Genomic DNA, 15,727 nt, shown 5'->3' on the forward strand with positions numbered 1-15,727 from the left:
CACCCCCGTCGGGGAGGGTCCGCACGGACGCTGGACAGGAGGCTCCCACGGTGCTCACGGAAGCGCGTGCAGGGGCCGACGTACACTGTACCGGTGAAACTGAGCCGCGCGGTCGTCGTCTACTCGCTCCTGCGCCTGGCGATGTTCGCCGGCGTCTTCGTGCTGGTGTACCTGCCGGCGCGCACCTTCGTCGACTCGGAGCTGACGGCAGCGGTCACCGCGGGCTTCGTCGCCGCGATCGCGAGCCTGTCCCTCTCCTACATCCTGCTGAGGAAGCCCCGCGAGCGCATCGCGGAGGCGATCTACGAGCGCCGCAAGGACGTCCCGCGCGCCCCGACCGACGACGACGTCGAGGACGCCGCGGTCGACGCGACCCGCGACGACCGCTGAGCCGGGCGCTCCCGCCGGCGAGGGCTCCCCTCGGACGCGCGCCCGCTCGCACCAGGCCCGGCGCGCATCAGCCGGTCTCCTCCGAACCCGGCCCACCCGAGCCCGCCTCGTGCGAGCCGTCGCTCTAGAACGCCAGCGCCGCCCCGAGGATGACCGCGTAGGCGAGCCCGCCCAGGCTGGTCAGCTGCAGCGCCAGGATGAGTTCCTTCGCCGTCTTCGCCGTCAAGGTGATCAGGATGGCCGGCAGGATCATCAGAAGCACGAAGAGCGTCAGCCACGCCAGCGGGTAGAACAGCGCGAGGATCACCGCGATGCCGAACGGGATCAGCACGAAGCCCGTGTAGATCGCCCGGGACACGGCCGGTCCCGCGAGGACCGCGAGGGTCCGCTTGCCCGAGAGGCGGTCGGTCGAGATGTCGCGGATGTTGTTGACCATGAGCACGGCGCAGGCGAACAGGCCCGCCGCCACGGCGCCGAGCCACGACTCCTGGTTGGTGCGGCCGATCTGCACGAACGTGGTGCCGACGGTGGCGACCAGGCCGAAGAACACGAAGACGAAGAGCTCGCCGAGCCCGAGGTAGCCGTAGGGGCGGCGTCCGCCGGTGTAGAACCAGCCGGCCGCGATCGCCGCCGCGCCGACGATCAGGAACCACCACTGCCCCGAGAGGGCGGTGAGCACGAGGCCGGCGACGGCCGCGATCCCGAAGAAGACCAGGGCGACGGTGAGCACCTGGCGGGGCTTCGCCGCTCCGGAGCCGGTCAGCCGCGAGGGTCCGACGCGGTTGGCGTCGGTGCCGCGCACGCCGTCGGAGTAGTCGTTGGCGTAGTTGACGGCGATCTGCAGGGCGAGCGAGACGGCCAGGCAGAGCAGGGCGCGCACCCAGTGCCAGCCCTCGTCGACGACCTGGGTCGCTCCGGTGCCGATGAGCACGGGGGCGACGGCCAGCGGGAGGGTGCGGAGGCGGGCGCCGGCGATCCACTCGCGGGGACCGGCGGGCTTCACGACGACCGCTCGCGGGCTGCCCCCGGGGCGGCCGCTGGAGGACTTCTTCTTGCGACTCGTACTCGACACGGAGGGAATCCTACCCACCGGCCCGTCGACGCTCGGAGCCGGTCAGGCCTGCTCGGCGAGCACCTCGAGGGCGCGGCGGTCGGGCTTCCCGGAGGCGAGGAGGGGGATGCGGCCGACGGGCAGCACGGCCGCGGGAGCGGCGGCGCGCCCGAGGCGGTCGGCGATCAGGGCGCGCAGGTCGGTGAGCGGGGGAGCCTCCTCCGCCGTCACGACGACCGGGACCTCGCCCCACTGCTCGTCCGCCCGCCGCACGACGACCGCGTCGGGGACGGTCCCCTCGCGCAGCACGGCCTCGACGGCGTCGAGCGAGACCTTCTCCCCGCCCGACACGATCACGCGGTCGAGCCGACCGGTCACCCGAAGGCGCCCGTCGACGATCGAGCCCGCGTCGCCCGTGCGGTACCAGCGCTCCCCGTCGATCTCGAGGAAGGCGGAGGCGCTGCGCTCGTGGTCGATCGCGCCGTCGGCGTCGAGGTAGCCCTCCGCGAGGGTCGGCCCGCCGAGCAGCACCTGCCCGTTCTCGACGCGCATCCGCACGTCGTGGAGCGGGACGCCGTCGTAGACGCAGCCGCCGGACGTCTCGCTCGATCCGTAGGTCAGGCGGATGCGCGCACCGAGGGCGGCGGCGCCGTCCCGCAGCGGCTGCGGCGTCGCCTGGCCGCCGATCAGGAGGGCGTCGAACGAGCGGAGCGCCTCGGCCGCGGCCGGATCGCGCTCGGCGAGGTCCAGCAGCCGCGCGAGCTGCACGGGGACCAGCGAGGAGTACCGCCGCTCCCCCGCCGGCATCGTCCGAGCGAGAGCGAGGAAGGCCGCCGCGTCGAAGCCGCCGGCCGGGAGGACGACCGGGTCGGCCTCCGCGGTCAGCGAGCGGACGAGCACCTGCAGTCCCGCGACGTAGTGCGTCGGCAGGCAGAGCAGCCAGCGTCCCGGCCCGCCGAGCTCGGCGAGGGTCGTGGAGGCGCTGGTGAGCAGGGCCGCTGTCGAGAGCGCGACCCGCTTGGGCGGCCCCGACGAGCCCGAGGTCTCGACGACGGCGGCGACGCGCTGCGGCACGACGGCATCCTCGGAGGCGGTCGCAGCGCCGGGGGCGGAGACGCGGATCGCCGGGCCGCTGCCGTCCAGGGCCGCGCGAAGAGCGAGGAGGACGGCCTCGACCGTCGCGTCGACACCGGCGAGCGGGCGGGTCACCTGCGTGCCCTCCGGCTCAGAACTGCCACGGGAACGGCGACCAGTCGGGCTCGCGCTTCTCGAGGAAGGAGTCGCGTCCCTCGACGGCCTCGTCGGTGCCGTAGGCGAGGCGCGTGGTCTCGCCCGCGAAGAGCTGCTGGCCCACGAGGCCGTCGTCCACGGCGTTGAACGCGTACTTCAGCATCCGGATGGCCGTGGGCGACTTGGTGAGGATCGTCTCGGCCCACTCCACCGCGGTCGTCTCGAGCTCGGCGTGCGGGACGACCGCGTTCACGGCGCCCATCTCGTAGGCGCGCTGCGCGGAGTACTCCCGCGCGAGGAAGAACACCTCGCGCGCGGCCTTCTGCCCGATCTGGCGGGCGAAGTACGCGGAGCCGTAGCCCGCGTCGAAGGAGCCGACGTCGGCGTCCGTCTGCTTGAAGCGCCCGTGCTCGGCGGAGGCGAGGGTGAGGTCGCAGACCACGTGGAGCGAGTGCCCGCCTCCCGCGGCCCAGCCGGGGACGGCCGCGATGACGACCTTCGGCATGAAGCGGATGAGGCGCTGCACCTCGAGGATGTGCAGGCGGCCGTTCCGCGCGGAGTCGATGCCCTCGGCGGTCTCGCCGACGGAGTACCGGTAGCCGTCGCGGCCGCGGATCCGCTGGTCTCCTCCCGAGCAGAACGCCCAGCCTCCGTCGCGCGGGCTCGGGCCGTTGCCGGTGAGGATGACGACGCCGATGCGCGGGTTCGTCCGGGCGTCCTCGAGGGCGCGGAACAGCTCGTCGACCGTGCGCGGCCGGAACGCGTTGCGGACCTCGGGCCGGTCGAACGCGACGCGCGCGATGCGGCCGGAGCGGTCGTGGTGGTAGGTGATGTCCTCGAGTGCGTCGAAGCCGTCGACGGCCGCCCAGCGGTGGGCGTCGAACAGTTGGGAGACCTGCGTGCTCATGCCACGACCCTACTGATCCGGACTGCACGGCGACTCGACACCGCCCGGGCAGACGGAAGGGGACCCCGCTGACGCGGAGTCCCCTTCCGGTGCTCGCCCCTACTTGGCGGCGGAGGTGGTGCGGTTCTCGGCCGACACCATCCAGGCGTACTGCTCGAGGCTCTGGATGATCGCGTGGAGGAGATCCGCGCTGGTCGGGTCCTCCTCGTCCACCTGGTCGTGGACCTCGCGCATGGTGGCGGCGGTGTTCTCGAGGCGGATCGTGACCAGGTCGACGGTCTCGGCCGTGTCGATCTCGCCGTGCGGGTACTCGGGGAGGGTGGTGGTCGCGGCGACGGTGTCGCTGCGGCCGTCCGGGATCCCGTGGAGGGCGCGCATGCGCTCGGCGATGTCGTCGCTGAACTCGCGCGCGGCCTCGATGATCTCGTCGAGCTGGAGGTGGAGGTCGCGGAAGTTCTTGCCCACGACGTTCCAGTGGGCCTGCTTGCCCTGGACGTGGAGCTCGATCAGGTCGACGAGGACGATCTGGAGGCTGTCGAGCAGCTCCTTGGAGGCCTTGAAGCCCTTCTCGGCGTTCTGGCGGCGGCTGGTCTTGGCACCGGAGCCCGCGGGGGCTTCGACGTGGCGTTCGAGGGTGGTGGTCATGGACCGTTCCTTTCTCTTGCAGTGCCGGGTGCGGTGTCCCGCCCCGAGTCTGGCTTCTTCGGCTGGACGGCGCCCGCACGCGCGGGGTGCGCGCGCTGGGCGGGGCCCGTGGTTGCAGGGATCAGATCGTGGCGACGGATCCGGAGTCGACGCGGTAGTTCGAGCCGTTCACGAACGAGGCGCGGTCGGAGCAGAGGAAGGCGATCACGGCTGCGACCTCCTCGGCCTCGCCCCGGCGCTTCAGCTCCATGTACGGCCGCTCCTCGTCGAGGAAGGACGAGATCGCCTCGTCGACCGAGGTGCCCCTCTGCTCGGCGCGCTTGGACATCATCGCGTCGGTCATCGGAGTGCGGATGAACGCGGGCGAGACCGTGTTCACGAGCAGGCCCTCCTGCGCGTAGGAGCGCGAGAGGCCCTTGGCGAAGGCGAGAACGCCCGCCTTCGCGGCGCAGTAGGGCAGTTCGTCGTCGTAGGGCTGCACGGCGTCCTCGGAGGCGGTGAGCACGAGCCGGCCCCAGCCTCCGGTGCGGAGGTCGGGGAGGAACTCGCGCACGAGCCGCACAGGCCCGAGCAGATCGACCTCGAGGGTGCTGGTCCAGCCCTCGTCGTCGATCTCGTGGAAGAGGCCCTGCGCCCCTGTGACTCCGGCGCACTGCACGAGGATGTCGATCGCGCCGACCGCTCCGGCCACCCGGCGGTGCAGCTCGGCGAGCTGCTCCGTGCTGGTGACGTCGGCGGCGAAGGCGTGCAGGCGGCCCTCCGGAGCGTCGAGCCCGGCCGCGGCCCGGTCCAGCTCCGCCTGGTCCTTGTCGGTGATCACGACGGTCGCGCCCTCGGCGAGGAGGAGCTGCGCCGTGGCCAGGCCGATGCCGGAGTCGCCTCCGGTGACGAGGGCGATGCGGCCGCTGATGCCGAGATCCATGCTGAGGTGCTCCTTGTGGGTGCGGTGCGAGGGGGTGGTACCGGTCTACGCCCCTCGGAGCCGGCCCTCAACGGGTTGCGCGGACGCCGTCGGCGGGGTTACGCGCGGCCGACCTTCTCCGGCGCCAGCTCCTCGATGGTGATGGCCGCGTTGATCAACGCGAGGTGGCTGAGCCCCTGCGGCAGGTTGCCCCAGAAGGCCAGGTCGTCGACCGCGATCATCTCGGACATGATCCCGACGTCGTTCGGGACCGTGGCGACGAGCTCGTCCATCAGGGCGACCGACTCGTCGTGCCGACCGACGCAGGCCAGGGCGGAGGCGAGCCAGAACGAGCAGGCCACGAACGGGTGCTCCTCGCCCTCCATGCCGGAGTAGCGGAACAGCAGCGCGCCGCGGCCGAGCTCCTTCACCAGGGCGTCGATGGTGGAGATCATCCGCTCGCCGCGCTCGTAGCCGCTGGGCGCGTGCAGGAGCACCGAGGCGTCCAGCTCCTCGCTGCCCGGGTACATCACGTAGGAGCCGAGCTCCTCGGACCAGCAGTGCTCCTCGATCCACTCGCGGATGCGGTCGCGCTCGAAGCGCCAGCGGTCGGGGCTGCCCGCGACCTGGCCGAGCTCCGCCAGGTGCACGGCTGCGTCGAGCGCCTGCCAGCAGCCCATCTTCGAGGAGGTGTAGTGCTGCTCCTCCTCCAGCTCCCACATGCCCGCATCGCGGTTCCGCCACAGGTCGCAGGTGGTGTCGGCGACGCGGGCGAGGAGCCGACCGGTCTGGATGTCGAGGACGTTGCCCTCGTCGACGTAGATGCGGCAGATGTCGAAGAGGTCGCCGAAGACGCCCAGCTGCAGCTGGCTCTGCGCTGCGTTGCCGGCGACGACCGGGCCGATTCCGGCGTAGCCCGGGACGTCGAACTCCTCCAGGACGGTCGGCATGGAGCCGTCGAGTCCGTAGAAGATGTGCAGGTCCGGCCCGTGCTCCTTGATCGTGCGGAGGAGCCAGGACAGCGCGGCGTGCGTCTCCTCGCGCAGGCCGAAGCGCACCAGCGCGTGCATCGTGTACGCGGCGTCGCGCACCCAGGCGAAGCGGTAGTCCCAGTTCTTGCCGCCGTTGGGCGACTCCGGGAGCGACGTGGTCGCGGCCGCGGCGATGGCTCCTGTGGGCGAGTAGATCAGCAGCTTGAGCGCGAGGGCGCTGCGCTGGACGGCCTCGGACCACGGGCCGTCGTAGGAGAACTCCTCCGACCAGTCCTGCCAGCTGCGGATGGTGCGGTCGATGCCGCGGTCGACGTTCTTCGCGACCGGGAAGTGCAGCGGCTCGTCGTGCGTGGCCGACACGACCAGGACGTGCCGCACGGCGTCCTTCCCCGCGGTCACGACGAAGGAGCCCGTCAGCTCGTCGCCGGCGCCGGAGGGTGCGTCGTCGCCGTCGGGCCCGTGCTCCTGCCCGGTGACGCCGATGGTGATGTCTCCGGCGCGGATGAGCGAGCGGCCGTCGGCGTTCTGGATCCACGGGGAGAACCGGCCGAGTCCCGTTCCGGGACGCACGGCCCACCGCATCCGCACCTCGCCGTCGACACCGTCCACGCGGCGCGCGAGCTCGGCCCACGGGAGGCGGCCCGCGATCCCGGTGACGAGCGCGTCCGTCACGCGGACGGTGCCCGACTCGGTGGTGAAGGTGGTCTCGAGGACGTTCGTGTCGCGGATGTAGGCGCGCGAGACCTCGGCGGGCTCCTCGGGGGTTAGCTCGACGCAGCCGCCGGACTCGGCGTCGATCAGGGCGGCGAAGGCGGGGGTGGAGCCGAGGTCCGGGACGGGCATCCAGTCGACGCTGCCGTCCTTCGCGATCAGGGCGACCGTGCGACCGTCTCCGATCGCGGCGTAGTCGCGCAGGGGCCTGGTCGAGCGGGGTGCAGCCATCCCCTCACCGTAGGGCGCGGGCGGTGCGCCAATTCGGGCTTGCGGGCGGACGGGCTTGCTTGTAGCGCCCGGTCAGGTCGTGGCGACTCCGCCGTACTCCTCGAGGCGGTCGGTGAACTCGCCGCGGTCCTCGTCCTGGAGGACCCCGTTCGCGTACCCCGCCAGGAACGCGCCCTGCGGGTCCGGCGAGAGGCCTACTCCGTCGAGCATGTCGGCGACCAGGCCGGTCGGATCGGCGTCGAGGTCGACGAGGCCCAGCTCGATCGCGGGCACGAGGTCGGCGGAGGAGCGCGCGGTGACGATCCAGAGCGCGGCCGAGGCCTCCTCGTCCGAGAGGTCGCCGTCGAGCTCGTAGCCCGCCTCCGACCACTCCTCGGGGGTGTCGGCCACCTCGACGTCGTCGAAGCCGAGGGGCGCGAGCGCTGCGGTGAAGCGGTCGACCGCCGCCTGCCTGTCGGCGTCGGTCGAGACGTCGGCGGCGGCGTACTCGGTCGCCGAGATGTAGTCGTAGAGGAGGGAGGGCCCGCCGTAGGCGTTCTGCGACTGCTCGTAGTACTCGTCGTCGGCCGAGGTCCACTCCTCGGGGACGGCGCCCTCGACGGCCGCGACGGCCTGCTCGGCACTCGCGCGCACGTCCTCCGCGGACGGCTGGCCGAGTATCGTCGCGGCGTCGCCGTCCTGGTAGCCGGGGTAGTCGTAGAGCGGATCGGACGGGTCCCCGCTGCCGAACGGGTCGTCCGTCGGGTCGCCGAACGGCTCGGACGGAGCGCTCGTCGACGCGCTGCCGGCGGCGGAGTCGAGCGCGCCGCCCACTCCGACGGCGACGAGCGTGCCGAGCACGCCGGTGTAGACGACGCCCACGAGGAGGCTCGTGCCCAGCGCGATCCAGGCGCCCCTGCCGAGCGGGCGGTGGGAGGGGACGGAGCCCTGCGTCGGGCCCGGGGCGGGCGCGGGCGGCGGGCTCATCGGCATCTGGCTCATCGCACTCCTCCGGACTCCAACGGCAGCCTCGTCAGTCTGGCACCTCGGCGGCCGCTCGGAGGAGGGACCCCGGGGGCTTGCGCGCGCGTCGCCGACCTCCTGCGCGCGGGTGGCCGCCGCGTGGCCCCGGCCGGTGGACAATGGCCGGATGGACGACGTCGTGCCCGCCTCCCCGCTCCCCTCCCTCGGCGAGATCGACGCGGGACTCCGCGTCGTCGCTCTGCCGCTCCGCACCCGCTTCCGCGGCGTCGACCACCGCGAGATCGCGCTCGTGCGCGGCCCCGAGGGCTGGACCGAGTTCTCGCCCTTCCTCGAGTACGGCGCAGAGGAGTCGGCGGCGTGGCTCCGGGCGGCGATCGACTACGGCTGGAGCGAGCAGCCGGCACCGCTTCGCGACCGCATCCCGGTGAACGCGACCATCCCGGCCGTCGCACCGCACGAGGTCGCCGCCGTGCTCGCGAGCTACCACGGCTGCCGCACGGCGAAGGTGAAGGTCGCCGAGCGCGGCCAGACGCTGGCCGACGACGTGGCCCGGGTCGTCGAGGTCCGCCGCCTGCTCGGTCCGGAGGGCCGGATCCGCGTGGACGCGAACGGCGGCTGGAACCTCGACGAGGCCGAGCACGCCGTCCACGCCCTCGCGGAGTCCGACCTCGAGTACGTCGAGCAGCCGTGCGCGAGCGTCGACGAGCTGGCGGAGCTGCGCTACCGGGTGAAGTACATGGGCATCCCGATCGCCGCCGACGAGAGCGTCCGCAAGGCCGCCGATCCGCTCGCCGTCGCCCGGGCCGGAGCCGCGGACCTGCTGGTCGTGAAGGCCCAGCCGCTCGGCGGGACGCGCCGGGCGCTGGCCCTCGTCGCCGAGGCGGGGCTGCCGGCGGTGGTCTCGAGCGCGATCGACAGCTCGGTCGGACTCGCCATGGGCGCCGCCCTGGCCGCGGCGCTCCCCGAGCTGCCCTTCGACTGCGGACTCGGCACCGCGTCCCTCCTCGCCGCGGACGTCACGGAGCGGCCGCTGCGGCCGGTCGACGGCAGCATCCCCGTCGGCCGCGTGGAGGTCTCGGAGGAGCTCCTCTCCCGTCACGCCGTGTCGCCGGAGCGGCTCGCCTGGTGGCGGGCGCGGCTCCGCGACTCCTACGCGCTGCTCTGATCGTCGGCGGCGGGCGCCGCGTCCGAGGAGCGGCAGAATGGGAGCGTCGGCCGCCGGTGCCCGACGCATCCCCCACCCTCGAGCATCGGAGCACCGTGAGCGCATCGACCGTCCCCGTCTTCCTCGACTGCGACACCGGCATCGACGACTCGCTCGCCCTGGCGTACCTCCTCCGCTCGCCCCGGGCCCGCCTCGTCGGGATCAGCACGGTCAGCGGCAACACCGACGCCCGCCGGGCCGCCGTCAACAGCCTCGGCCTGCTCGCGCTGGCCGGCCGCGACGACGTGCCGGTCGCCGTGGGGGCGCACCACTTCCTCGAGGAGGACTACGCCGGCGGATCTCCGCACGTGCACGGCGACGACGGCATCGGCGGGGTCGCGCTGCCCGAGGGCGGCGAGCCGGTCGACGAGGATCCGGCCGACCTCCTCCTCCGTCTCGCTCGTGAGCACGAGGGCGAGCTGCGGCTGGTCGCGATCGGCCCGCTGACGAATCTCGCGCTCGCCCTCCGTGCGCACCCGGAGATCGCGTCCCTCGTCCACTCGGTGACCGTGATGGGCGGAGCCGCGCTGGTCCCCGGCAACGTGACCGCCGTGGCGGAGGCCAACATCTGGCACGACCCTGCGGCCGCCGCCGAGGTCGTCGCGGCCGACTGGGATCTCACGCTCGTGCCCCTGGACGTGACCATGCGGCACCTGCTGACGGAGGAGGATCGCGCCGTCCTGCTCGCGTCGCCCGATCCCCTCGCGCAGGCCATCGGGCAGGCGCTCGACTTCTACTTCGACTTCTACGTCGGCCACTTCGGCGAGCGCACCGCTGCGATGCACGACCCCATGGCCGCCGCGATCGCCGTCGACGCCGTCGCCCTCACCTCCGCCCCGCGCGTCCACGTCACTGTCGACGCCACCCACGGCCCCGGCCGCGGCCAGACCGTCGCCGACCTCCGCGGCATCTACCGCGGCGTCCACCCCTTCGACGCCCGCACCCGCGTCGTCCTCGCCCTCGACGCCCCTTTCGCCCCCCACCTCATCGACGTCGTCACCGCCGTCTGACCCGTCCGCCGTCGCCCCCCGCGTCCACCATCGCAACCCGACAGGCACGGATCCGCCCGCAGCCCGCCCGTGCCCCCTGTGCAGGACACGCCCGCTCCGCGCACTACTCGATCAGCAGGCACCGCCCATGCGCGTCCATTTGCGGGAACTCGACCGACTCGCTCCACGTTCGCGCCATGGGATCTCGATACGCGCTGCTCGCTACTCGATCAGCATGACCGGTCGGCCGCCGTCCCCCCGGCCCTCCCGCGAAGCGCAGCCCACCCGGACCCCACCGCGAGGCGGACCCCACCCGGACCCGACCGCGAAGCGGAGCCCACCCGGTACCCGATCGCGAAGCGGAGCCCGGCCAGACCCGACCGCGAAGCGGAGGCCCCCGCGGCGACCGCGAAGCGGAGCCGTCCTCAAAGCGTGTCCTGGTGGGCGGTCGGCGGGGCCTGGTGGGGTCGATCGCAAGGCGGAGCGGTCGGGCGTAGCGGAGCTACGTTCGTCGCCGACAACGCCGCGAGCGGCCCCGCCAGGCCCCGCCGACCCGATCGCAAGGCGGAGGCGTCGGGCGTAGCGGAGCTACGTTCGTCGCCGACAACGCCGCGAGGGGCCCCACCAGGCCCCGCCGACCCGATTACATGCCGGTGTCGAGGCCGGAGTAGGCATGGAGTCCCTTGAAGAACACGTTGACGACGCCGAAGTTGAACATGACGGCGGCGAAGCCGACGATGGCGAGCCAGGCGGAGGGGGTGCCGCGCCAGCCGCGGGTGGCGCGGGCGTGGATGTAGCCGGCGTAGATGGTCCAGATGATGAAGGTCCAGACCTCCTTGGTGTCCCAGCCCCAGTAGCGGCCCCAGGCCTTCTCGGCCCAGACGGCGCCGGCGATGAGCGTGAAGGTCCAGAGGATGAAGCCGAGAATCGTGACGCGGTAGGCGAGGTTCTCGAGGGTGAGGGAGCTGGGCAGGGTGCGCAGGAAGCGGAGGACCGAGCGGGGGCTGTCGCCGGAGGATTCGCGGCGGGCCTGGAGGAGCTGGGTGACCGAGAGCGCGAAGCCGAGGGCGAAGAACGCGGTGCCGAGGATCGCGACGAGCACGTGGATGACCAGCCAGTAGGACTGGAGTGCCGGCGGGAGCGGGACGACGGCGACGTAGTAGTTGACGGTCGCGATGCCGAGGAGCACCAGGACGAGGCCGGTGATGAACGCTCCGAGGAAGCGGAGGTCCCAGCGCAGCTGGACGGCGAGGAAGACGCCGATGATGATGAGCGTCCCGGTCATCGAGAACTCGTACATGTTCGCCCAGGGGACGCGGCCGGCGGCGACGCCGCGGAGGACGGTCGCGCCGAGGTGGAGCACGAAGCCGAGGAGCGTGAGCGAGAACCCGATGCGCATGGTCTTCGAGCGGGCGGGGGCGCGGTAGACCTCGTCCTCGACGCGGCTGCCGATGCGGGAGAGCGTCGCGGTGCGTCCGGAGCCTGCGGCGGCGACGGTGGCCTTGCCGCTGGCCGCGCGGTCGGCGGCGGCCGCGGAGGCGACGCGCTCCGCCTCCTGCACGACCTCGATCGACTCGCCGTCGGCCAGGGAGGCGCGGCGGGCGAGGTCGATCGCGAAGAAGACGAACGCCATGGCGTAGATGCCCATGGCGGAGGAGAGGCACAGCACCGAGTACTGCGAGAGGGTCGCGATCACCTCCTCAGGGTAATCGCTCGCCGCCCCGCCCGCCCCTTCGCGCTTGCACAGACTCGGCCCCTGCCCAGCCGGGCGGCGCCTGTGGAGGGGCCTCCGGGGCGTCCGGGAGGCGGGTCAGTCGAGCGGGGCGTGCCGGTCGGCGATCGTCCGCACGGCGCGCACCAGCTGGGGGTCCTCGCCGCGGGCGAGTCCCGCGTACTCGAGGAGGAGGCCGCCGTCGTCCTGGGCGGTCGCCTTCACCCACACGCGGCGCCGCGGGACGAACAGCGAGGTGAGGAGTCCGGCGAGCACGAGGATCGCGAAGAGCAGCACCCACCCCTGGGTCGCGTCGTGGTGGATGTCGAACGAGGCGAAGCGCTTGACGCTGTCGGTGCCGATCCGCGTCGGGTCGGCGCCCGTGTTGTCGAAGGTCACGCTGCCGAGCCCGTTCGGGAGCTCGGCCGTGTCGCCGGGCTTGAGGGTGATCGGCGCGACGCCGGTGGTGCCGCCGGTGAGCCGGGTCAGCGAGTCGGTGTTGAGCACGTAGACGGACGTGGGCACTCCCCCGTCGAGGCCGAGGTCGCCCGAGAAGACGTTCAGCGAGAGCACGGGGTACTGCAGGTCGGGGAAGATCGAGGTCGAGGCCCCGGAGGCCAGCGTGTCCTGCGTCGGGTAGAAGAAGCCGGTGAGGCCCAGCTGCTCGGAGAGCCCGTCCGGCACCTTGACGACGCCGACGGAGGTCAGGTTCGCGTCCTGCGGGAGGAAAGGCACCGAGTCGGTGAAGATCGCCCGGCCGGAGGGGTCGCGGACCGTGATCGTCGGGGCGTAGCCGTTGCCGAGGAGGTAGACGTTCGTGCCGCCGATCGCCAGCGGGTCGTTGACCTTGATCGTGCGGTCCTCGGTGCCCCCGCCGCGCTCGGAGGTCGTGACGTTCGCGGTGAAGTCGACGGGCTGGCCGAGCGCCGACTGGTTCTGCTCCTCGTACTTCACGTCGAGGCTGTCGAGGGTCAGCTGGTACGGGTCGAGCTGGCTGCTGTCGAAGAAGCGGCCGGGGTTGAAGGAGTCGTAGGCCGCGAGGTTGTTCGCGAACCCCTGGGAGCCCTCGACCAGCACGCGCTGCCCGCTGTAGCCGAACCCGCCGCCCACTCCGACGGCGACGAGGATGCCGACCAGGGCGGAGTGGAAGACCAGGTTGCCGGTCTCGCGGAGGTAGCCGCGCTCGGCCGAGACGCTCGACCAGCGGCCGCGCGGGTCGTCGTAGCGCTCGACGCGGTAGCCCGCCCGGCGCAGGACGGAGTGGGCGGAGGCGACGGCCTCCTCCTCCGTCGCGCCCTCGACCTCGCGGACGGTGTAGCCGGCGAGGCGCTGCAGGCGCGCGGGGGTGCGCGGCGGGCGCGACCGCATCGCCTGGAAGTGGTGGCGCGTGCGCGGGACGATGCAGCCGATCAGGGAGACGAACAGCAGCAGGTAGATGCTCGAGAACCAGGCGGAGGTGTAGGTGTCGAACGCCTGCACCTTGTCGAGCAGGGGCGCGAGGTCGGGGTTGTCGACGAAGTACTGGGTCACGCCGTTGGGGTCGGAGGAGCGCTGCGGCACGAGCGATCCGGGGACCGCCGCGATCGCCAGCAGCAGCAACAGGAACAGCGCCGTGCGCATGCTGGTGAGCTGGCGCCACATCCAGCGGAGCCAGCCGGTGAACCCGAGCGCCGGCTGCGTGACGGTGCCGTCGGAGTCGTAGTGGTCGGCGGGGCGGAAGGAGGCGTCCGTCCTCCGCTGCGCGGCCTCGTCGGGGCGGCGCGTGCTCTCCTCGGGCTCAGATCGCCGGCTGGAAGCCATCGATCACCGCCGAGAGGGATCCGTAGACGAGGGTGTTCCAGATGCCCGTGACCATCAGGACTCCGATCAGGACGAGGGCGGCGCCGCCGAGGATGTTGACCACGCGGATGTGGCGCTTCACGAAGGCGAGCGTGCTGGTCACCCAGCTGAAGCCGAAGGCGACGAGGAGGAAGGGGATGCCGAGTCCGAGGCAGTAGACCAGGGCGAGGAGGGCGCCGCGCCAGGGCGAGCCCACGCCGTAGCTGAGGGCGAGGATCGAGCTCAGCGTCGGGCCGAGGCAGGGCGTCCAGCCGACGCCGAAGACGATGCCGAGCAGCGGCGCTCCGATCAGCCCGGTGGCGGGACGGATCCCGGGCCGGAGCGTGCGCTGGAGGAACGAGAACTGCCCGATGAAGACGAGCCCCATCGCGATCACGACGAGCCCGAGGACGCGGGTGATCAGGTCGGTGTACTGGCGCAGCCAGAAGCCGACCGTGCCCGCCGCCGCCCCGTAGAGGACGAACACCAGCGAGAATCCGAGCACGAAGAGGAGGACGCCCAGCACGACCCGGCGGCGTCCGCGGGCCGCCCGCTCGTCGGCGTCGGTGAATCCGCCGACGTAGGCGAGGTAGCCGGGCACCAGCGGGAGCACGCAGGGCGACGCGAAGGACACGAGCCCGGCCAGGAGCGCGATCGGCACGGCCAGCAGGAGCTGACCGCTGACGACGATGTCGCCCACGCCGCTACTCCCCCTCGGCGAGCGTGTCGCCCACGAGGGTCGAGAGGATCGACGCTTCCTGGAGCTGGCCGAGGATGCGCGACGCGACGCGCCCCTCCCTGTCGAGGACGAGCGTCGTGGGCACGGCGTTCGGCGGGACGGTGCCGGTGAAGGCGAGCTGCACCGACGAGTCGGTGTCGACGATGGAGGGGTAGCCGAGCCCGAAGGTCTCGGCGAAGGCGGCTGCGGTGGGGGCCTGGTCGCGCACGTTGACGCCGACGAACGACACGCCCTTGTCGGCGAACTCCGTGTTCACCGTCTCGAGGTCCGCGGCCTCGGCGCGGCACGGGGCGCAGCTGGCGTACCAGAAGTTGACGACGACGACCTGCCCGGCGAGGTCGGCGGAGTCGATGGTGGCGCCGGTCTCGTCGGTGCCGGAGAAGACGATGGGGTCGTCCCGGTCGGCGGCGGCGATCTCGGTGACGGTGCCGTCCCCCGAGATGTAGCCCTTGTTGCTGCCGTTGCGGTACTGGTCGGCGAGCGGATCCTCGGAGCAGCCCGTCAGCGCGAGCGCGGCGGCCAGCGCGAGGACGCCCGCTGCGCGGAGCCGCCCCGTCCGGCGCATCAGACCGCTCCCACGTCGGTGGCCAGGCCCTGCAGGCCGGCGGCCGGGTCGGAGTAGCCGACCTCGACGAAGCCGTCCCCGCGCCGCTCGAGGGTCGTGATGCTCGAGAGCGCGCAGCGGCGCTTGCGCGGATCGTGGAAGAGGCGCTCGCCGGCGAGGGCGCGGTGGACCGTCCAGATGGGGAGCTGATGGCTGACGATCGCGGCGTCGCCCTCCTCCGTGCTCTCCCACGCCGACTCGATCGCCGCGTACATCCGCGCCGAGATGGAGAGGTACGGCTCGCCCCAGCTGGGCTCGAAGGGGTTGCGGAGCCAGGGCCAGTGCTTGGGGTTCCGCAGGGCGGAGCTGCGCGCGGCGAGGGACTTCCCCTCGAAGCGGTTGCTCGGCTCGATCACCCGCTCATCGGTGCGGATCTCGAGCTCGAACGCCTGCGAGATCGGCTGCGCGGACTCCTGCGTGCGCTGGAGCGGCGAGGCGATCAGCGCGGTGACGTGGCGCCGGCGCTCGAGCAGGTCGTCGGCGGCGGAGCGGGCCATGCGGTGGCCCAGATCCGAGAGCCGGAAGTTCGGGAGTCGCCCGTAGAGGACCCGGTCGGGGTTGAACACCTCGCCGTGCCGCACGAGATGGATCTGATCGGCAACCACGAGCGTCAAGTGTACGGAACGCGGCGTGGGGGAACG

The 15,727-nt window shown here is 72.6% G+C and carries 15 protein-coding genes; 3 read left to right on the forward strand and 12 right to left on the reverse strand.

Annotated elements, in window-relative coordinates:
* The first annotated feature begins 93 nt into the window (after window positions 1-93).
* Window positions 94-390 (forward strand): DUF4229 domain-containing protein, encoded by a 297-nt coding sequence (locus C5C74_RS02235; protein WP_104239140.1) that lies wholly within the window; start codon window positions 94-96, stop codon window positions 388-390.
* Window positions 391-514: 124 nt separating this feature from the next.
* On the opposite strand, the gene C5C74_RS02240 is transcribed toward C5C74_RS02235, so the two are convergent.
* From C5C74_RS02240 to C5C74_RS02270, 7 genes are all read right to left on the reverse strand, one after another.
* Complete coding sequence (locus C5C74_RS02240; RefSeq protein WP_374953484.1) at window positions 515-1,462, reverse strand: 1,4-dihydroxy-2-naphthoate polyprenyltransferase; 948 nt, start codon at window positions 1,460-1,462, stop codon at window positions 515-517.
* Window positions 1,463-1,504: 42 nt separating this feature from the next.
* Window positions 1,505-2,650: an AMP-binding protein gene (locus C5C74_RS02245; RefSeq protein ID WP_181134633.1), complete on the reverse strand. Its 1,146-nt coding sequence runs from the start codon at window positions 2,648-2,650 to the stop codon at window positions 1,505-1,507.
* 16 nt (window positions 2,651-2,666) lie between these two features.
* Entirely contained in the window at window positions 2,667-3,578 is a 912-nt protein-coding gene (locus tag C5C74_RS02250) for a 1,4-dihydroxy-2-naphthoyl-CoA synthase (RefSeq protein WP_104350911.1), read from the reverse strand.
* A 99-nt stretch (window positions 3,579-3,677) separates the two neighbouring features.
* Window positions 3,678-4,223 (reverse strand): Dps family protein, encoded by a 546-nt coding sequence (locus tag C5C74_RS02255; RefSeq protein ID WP_104223596.1) that lies wholly within the window; start codon window positions 4,221-4,223, stop codon window positions 3,678-3,680.
* A gap of 121 nt (window positions 4,224-4,344) precedes the next feature.
* On the reverse strand, window positions 4,345-5,145 hold the full coding sequence (locus C5C74_RS02260) for an SDR family NAD(P)-dependent oxidoreductase (protein ID WP_104225910.1): 801 nt from the start codon (window positions 5,143-5,145) through the stop codon (window positions 4,345-4,347).
* Between the two features lie 98 nt (window positions 5,146-5,243).
* Window positions 5,244-7,058 (reverse strand): glycoside hydrolase family 15 protein, encoded by a 1,815-nt coding sequence (locus C5C74_RS02265; protein WP_104317666.1) that lies wholly within the window; start codon window positions 7,056-7,058, stop codon window positions 5,244-5,246.
* A 72-nt stretch (window positions 7,059-7,130) separates the two neighbouring features.
* A complete protein-coding gene (locus C5C74_RS02270) occupies window positions 7,131-8,039 on the reverse strand; it encodes a hypothetical protein (RefSeq protein ID WP_104317665.1) in 909 nt (302 codons plus the stop codon).
* Window positions 8,040-8,187: 148 nt separating this feature from the next.
* Here C5C74_RS02270 and C5C74_RS02275 point away from each other — a divergent pair, with 148 nt between their 5' ends.
* Together C5C74_RS02275 and C5C74_RS02280 are read left to right on the forward strand one after the other, a co-directional pair.
* A complete protein-coding gene (locus C5C74_RS02275) occupies window positions 8,188-9,186 on the forward strand; it encodes an o-succinylbenzoate synthase (protein WP_104254851.1) in 999 nt (332 codons plus the stop codon).
* A gap of 95 nt (window positions 9,187-9,281) precedes the next feature.
* Window positions 9,282-10,235: a nucleoside hydrolase gene (locus C5C74_RS02280; protein ID WP_104350920.1), complete on the forward strand. Its 954-nt coding sequence runs from the start codon at window positions 9,282-9,284 to the stop codon at window positions 10,233-10,235.
* 622 nt (window positions 10,236-10,857) lie between these two features.
* Here the strand turns inward: C5C74_RS02280 and ccsB are convergent.
* The 5 genes from ccsB to C5C74_RS02305 form a co-directional block, all read right to left on the reverse strand.
* Window positions 10,858-11,862 carry a c-type cytochrome biogenesis protein CcsB gene (ccsB, locus tag C5C74_RS02285; protein ID WP_104224871.1) on the reverse strand — a complete coding sequence of 335 codons (1,005 nt, stop codon included), beginning with the start codon at window positions 11,860-11,862 and terminating at the stop codon, window positions 10,858-10,860.
* 162 nt (window positions 11,863-12,024) lie between these two features.
* Window positions 12,025-13,725 (reverse strand): cytochrome c biogenesis protein ResB, encoded by a 1,701-nt coding sequence (locus C5C74_RS02290; protein WP_104350912.1) that lies wholly within the window; start codon window positions 13,723-13,725, stop codon window positions 12,025-12,027.
* Window positions 13,703-14,443: a cytochrome c biogenesis CcdA family protein gene (locus C5C74_RS02295; RefSeq protein ID WP_244230512.1), complete on the reverse strand. Its 741-nt coding sequence runs from the start codon at window positions 14,441-14,443 to the stop codon at window positions 13,703-13,705. The genes C5C74_RS02290 and C5C74_RS02295 overlap by 23 nt, the downstream gene beginning before the upstream one ends.
* 4 nt (window positions 14,444-14,447) lie before the next feature.
* Window positions 14,448-15,047, reverse strand: coding sequence for a TlpA disulfide reductase family protein (locus C5C74_RS02300; protein WP_104249773.1), 600 nt, complete (start codon window positions 15,045-15,047; stop codon window positions 14,448-14,450).
* A complete protein-coding gene (locus C5C74_RS02305; RefSeq protein ID WP_104224864.1) occupies window positions 15,047-15,691 on the reverse strand; it encodes a histidine phosphatase family protein in 645 nt (214 codons plus the stop codon). The genes C5C74_RS02300 and C5C74_RS02305 overlap by 1 nt, the downstream gene beginning before the upstream one ends.
* Between the last annotated feature and the right edge of the window lie 36 nt (window positions 15,692-15,727).

The sequence above is a fragment of the Rathayibacter sp. AY1E8 genome (assembly GCF_002931415.1).
Taxonomy (GTDB): domain Bacteria; phylum Actinomycetota; class Actinomycetes; order Actinomycetales; family Microbacteriaceae; genus Rathayibacter.

Excerpts from the sequence above, each read along its gene's own strand:
- C5C74_RS02250 (WP_104350911.1), bottom strand. The coding sequence starts at position 3,578 with ATGAGCACGCAGGTCTCCCAACTGTTCGACGCCCACCGCTGGGCGGCC.
- C5C74_RS02255 (WP_104223596.1), bottom strand. The coding sequence starts at position 4,223 with ATGACCACCACCCTCGAACGCCACGTCGAAGCCCCCGCGGGCTCCGGT.
- C5C74_RS02260 (WP_104225910.1), bottom strand. The coding sequence starts at position 5,145 with ATGGATCTCGGCATCAGCGGCCGCATCGCCCTCGTCACCGGAGGCGAC.
- C5C74_RS02265 (WP_104317666.1), bottom strand. The coding sequence starts at position 7,058 with ATGGCTGCACCCCGCTCGACCAGGCCCCTGCGCGACTACGCCGCGATC.
- C5C74_RS02270 (WP_104317665.1), bottom strand. The coding sequence starts at position 8,039 with ATGAGCCAGATGCCGATGAGCCCGCCGCCCGCGCCCGCCCCGGGCCCG.
- C5C74_RS02275 (WP_104254851.1), top strand. The coding sequence starts at position 8,188 with ATGGACGACGTCGTGCCCGCCTCCCCGCTCCCCTCCCTCGGCGAGATC.
- ccsB (WP_104224871.1), bottom strand. The coding sequence starts at position 11,862 with ATGGGCATCTACGCCATGGCGTTCGTCTTCTTCGCGATCGACCTCGCC.
- C5C74_RS02290 (WP_104350912.1), bottom strand. The coding sequence starts at position 13,725 with ATGGCTTCCAGCCGGCGATCTGAGCCCGAGGAGAGCACGCGCCGCCCC.
- C5C74_RS02300 (WP_104249773.1), bottom strand. The coding sequence starts at position 15,047 with ATGCGCCGGACGGGGCGGCTCCGCGCAGCGGGCGTCCTCGCGCTGGCC.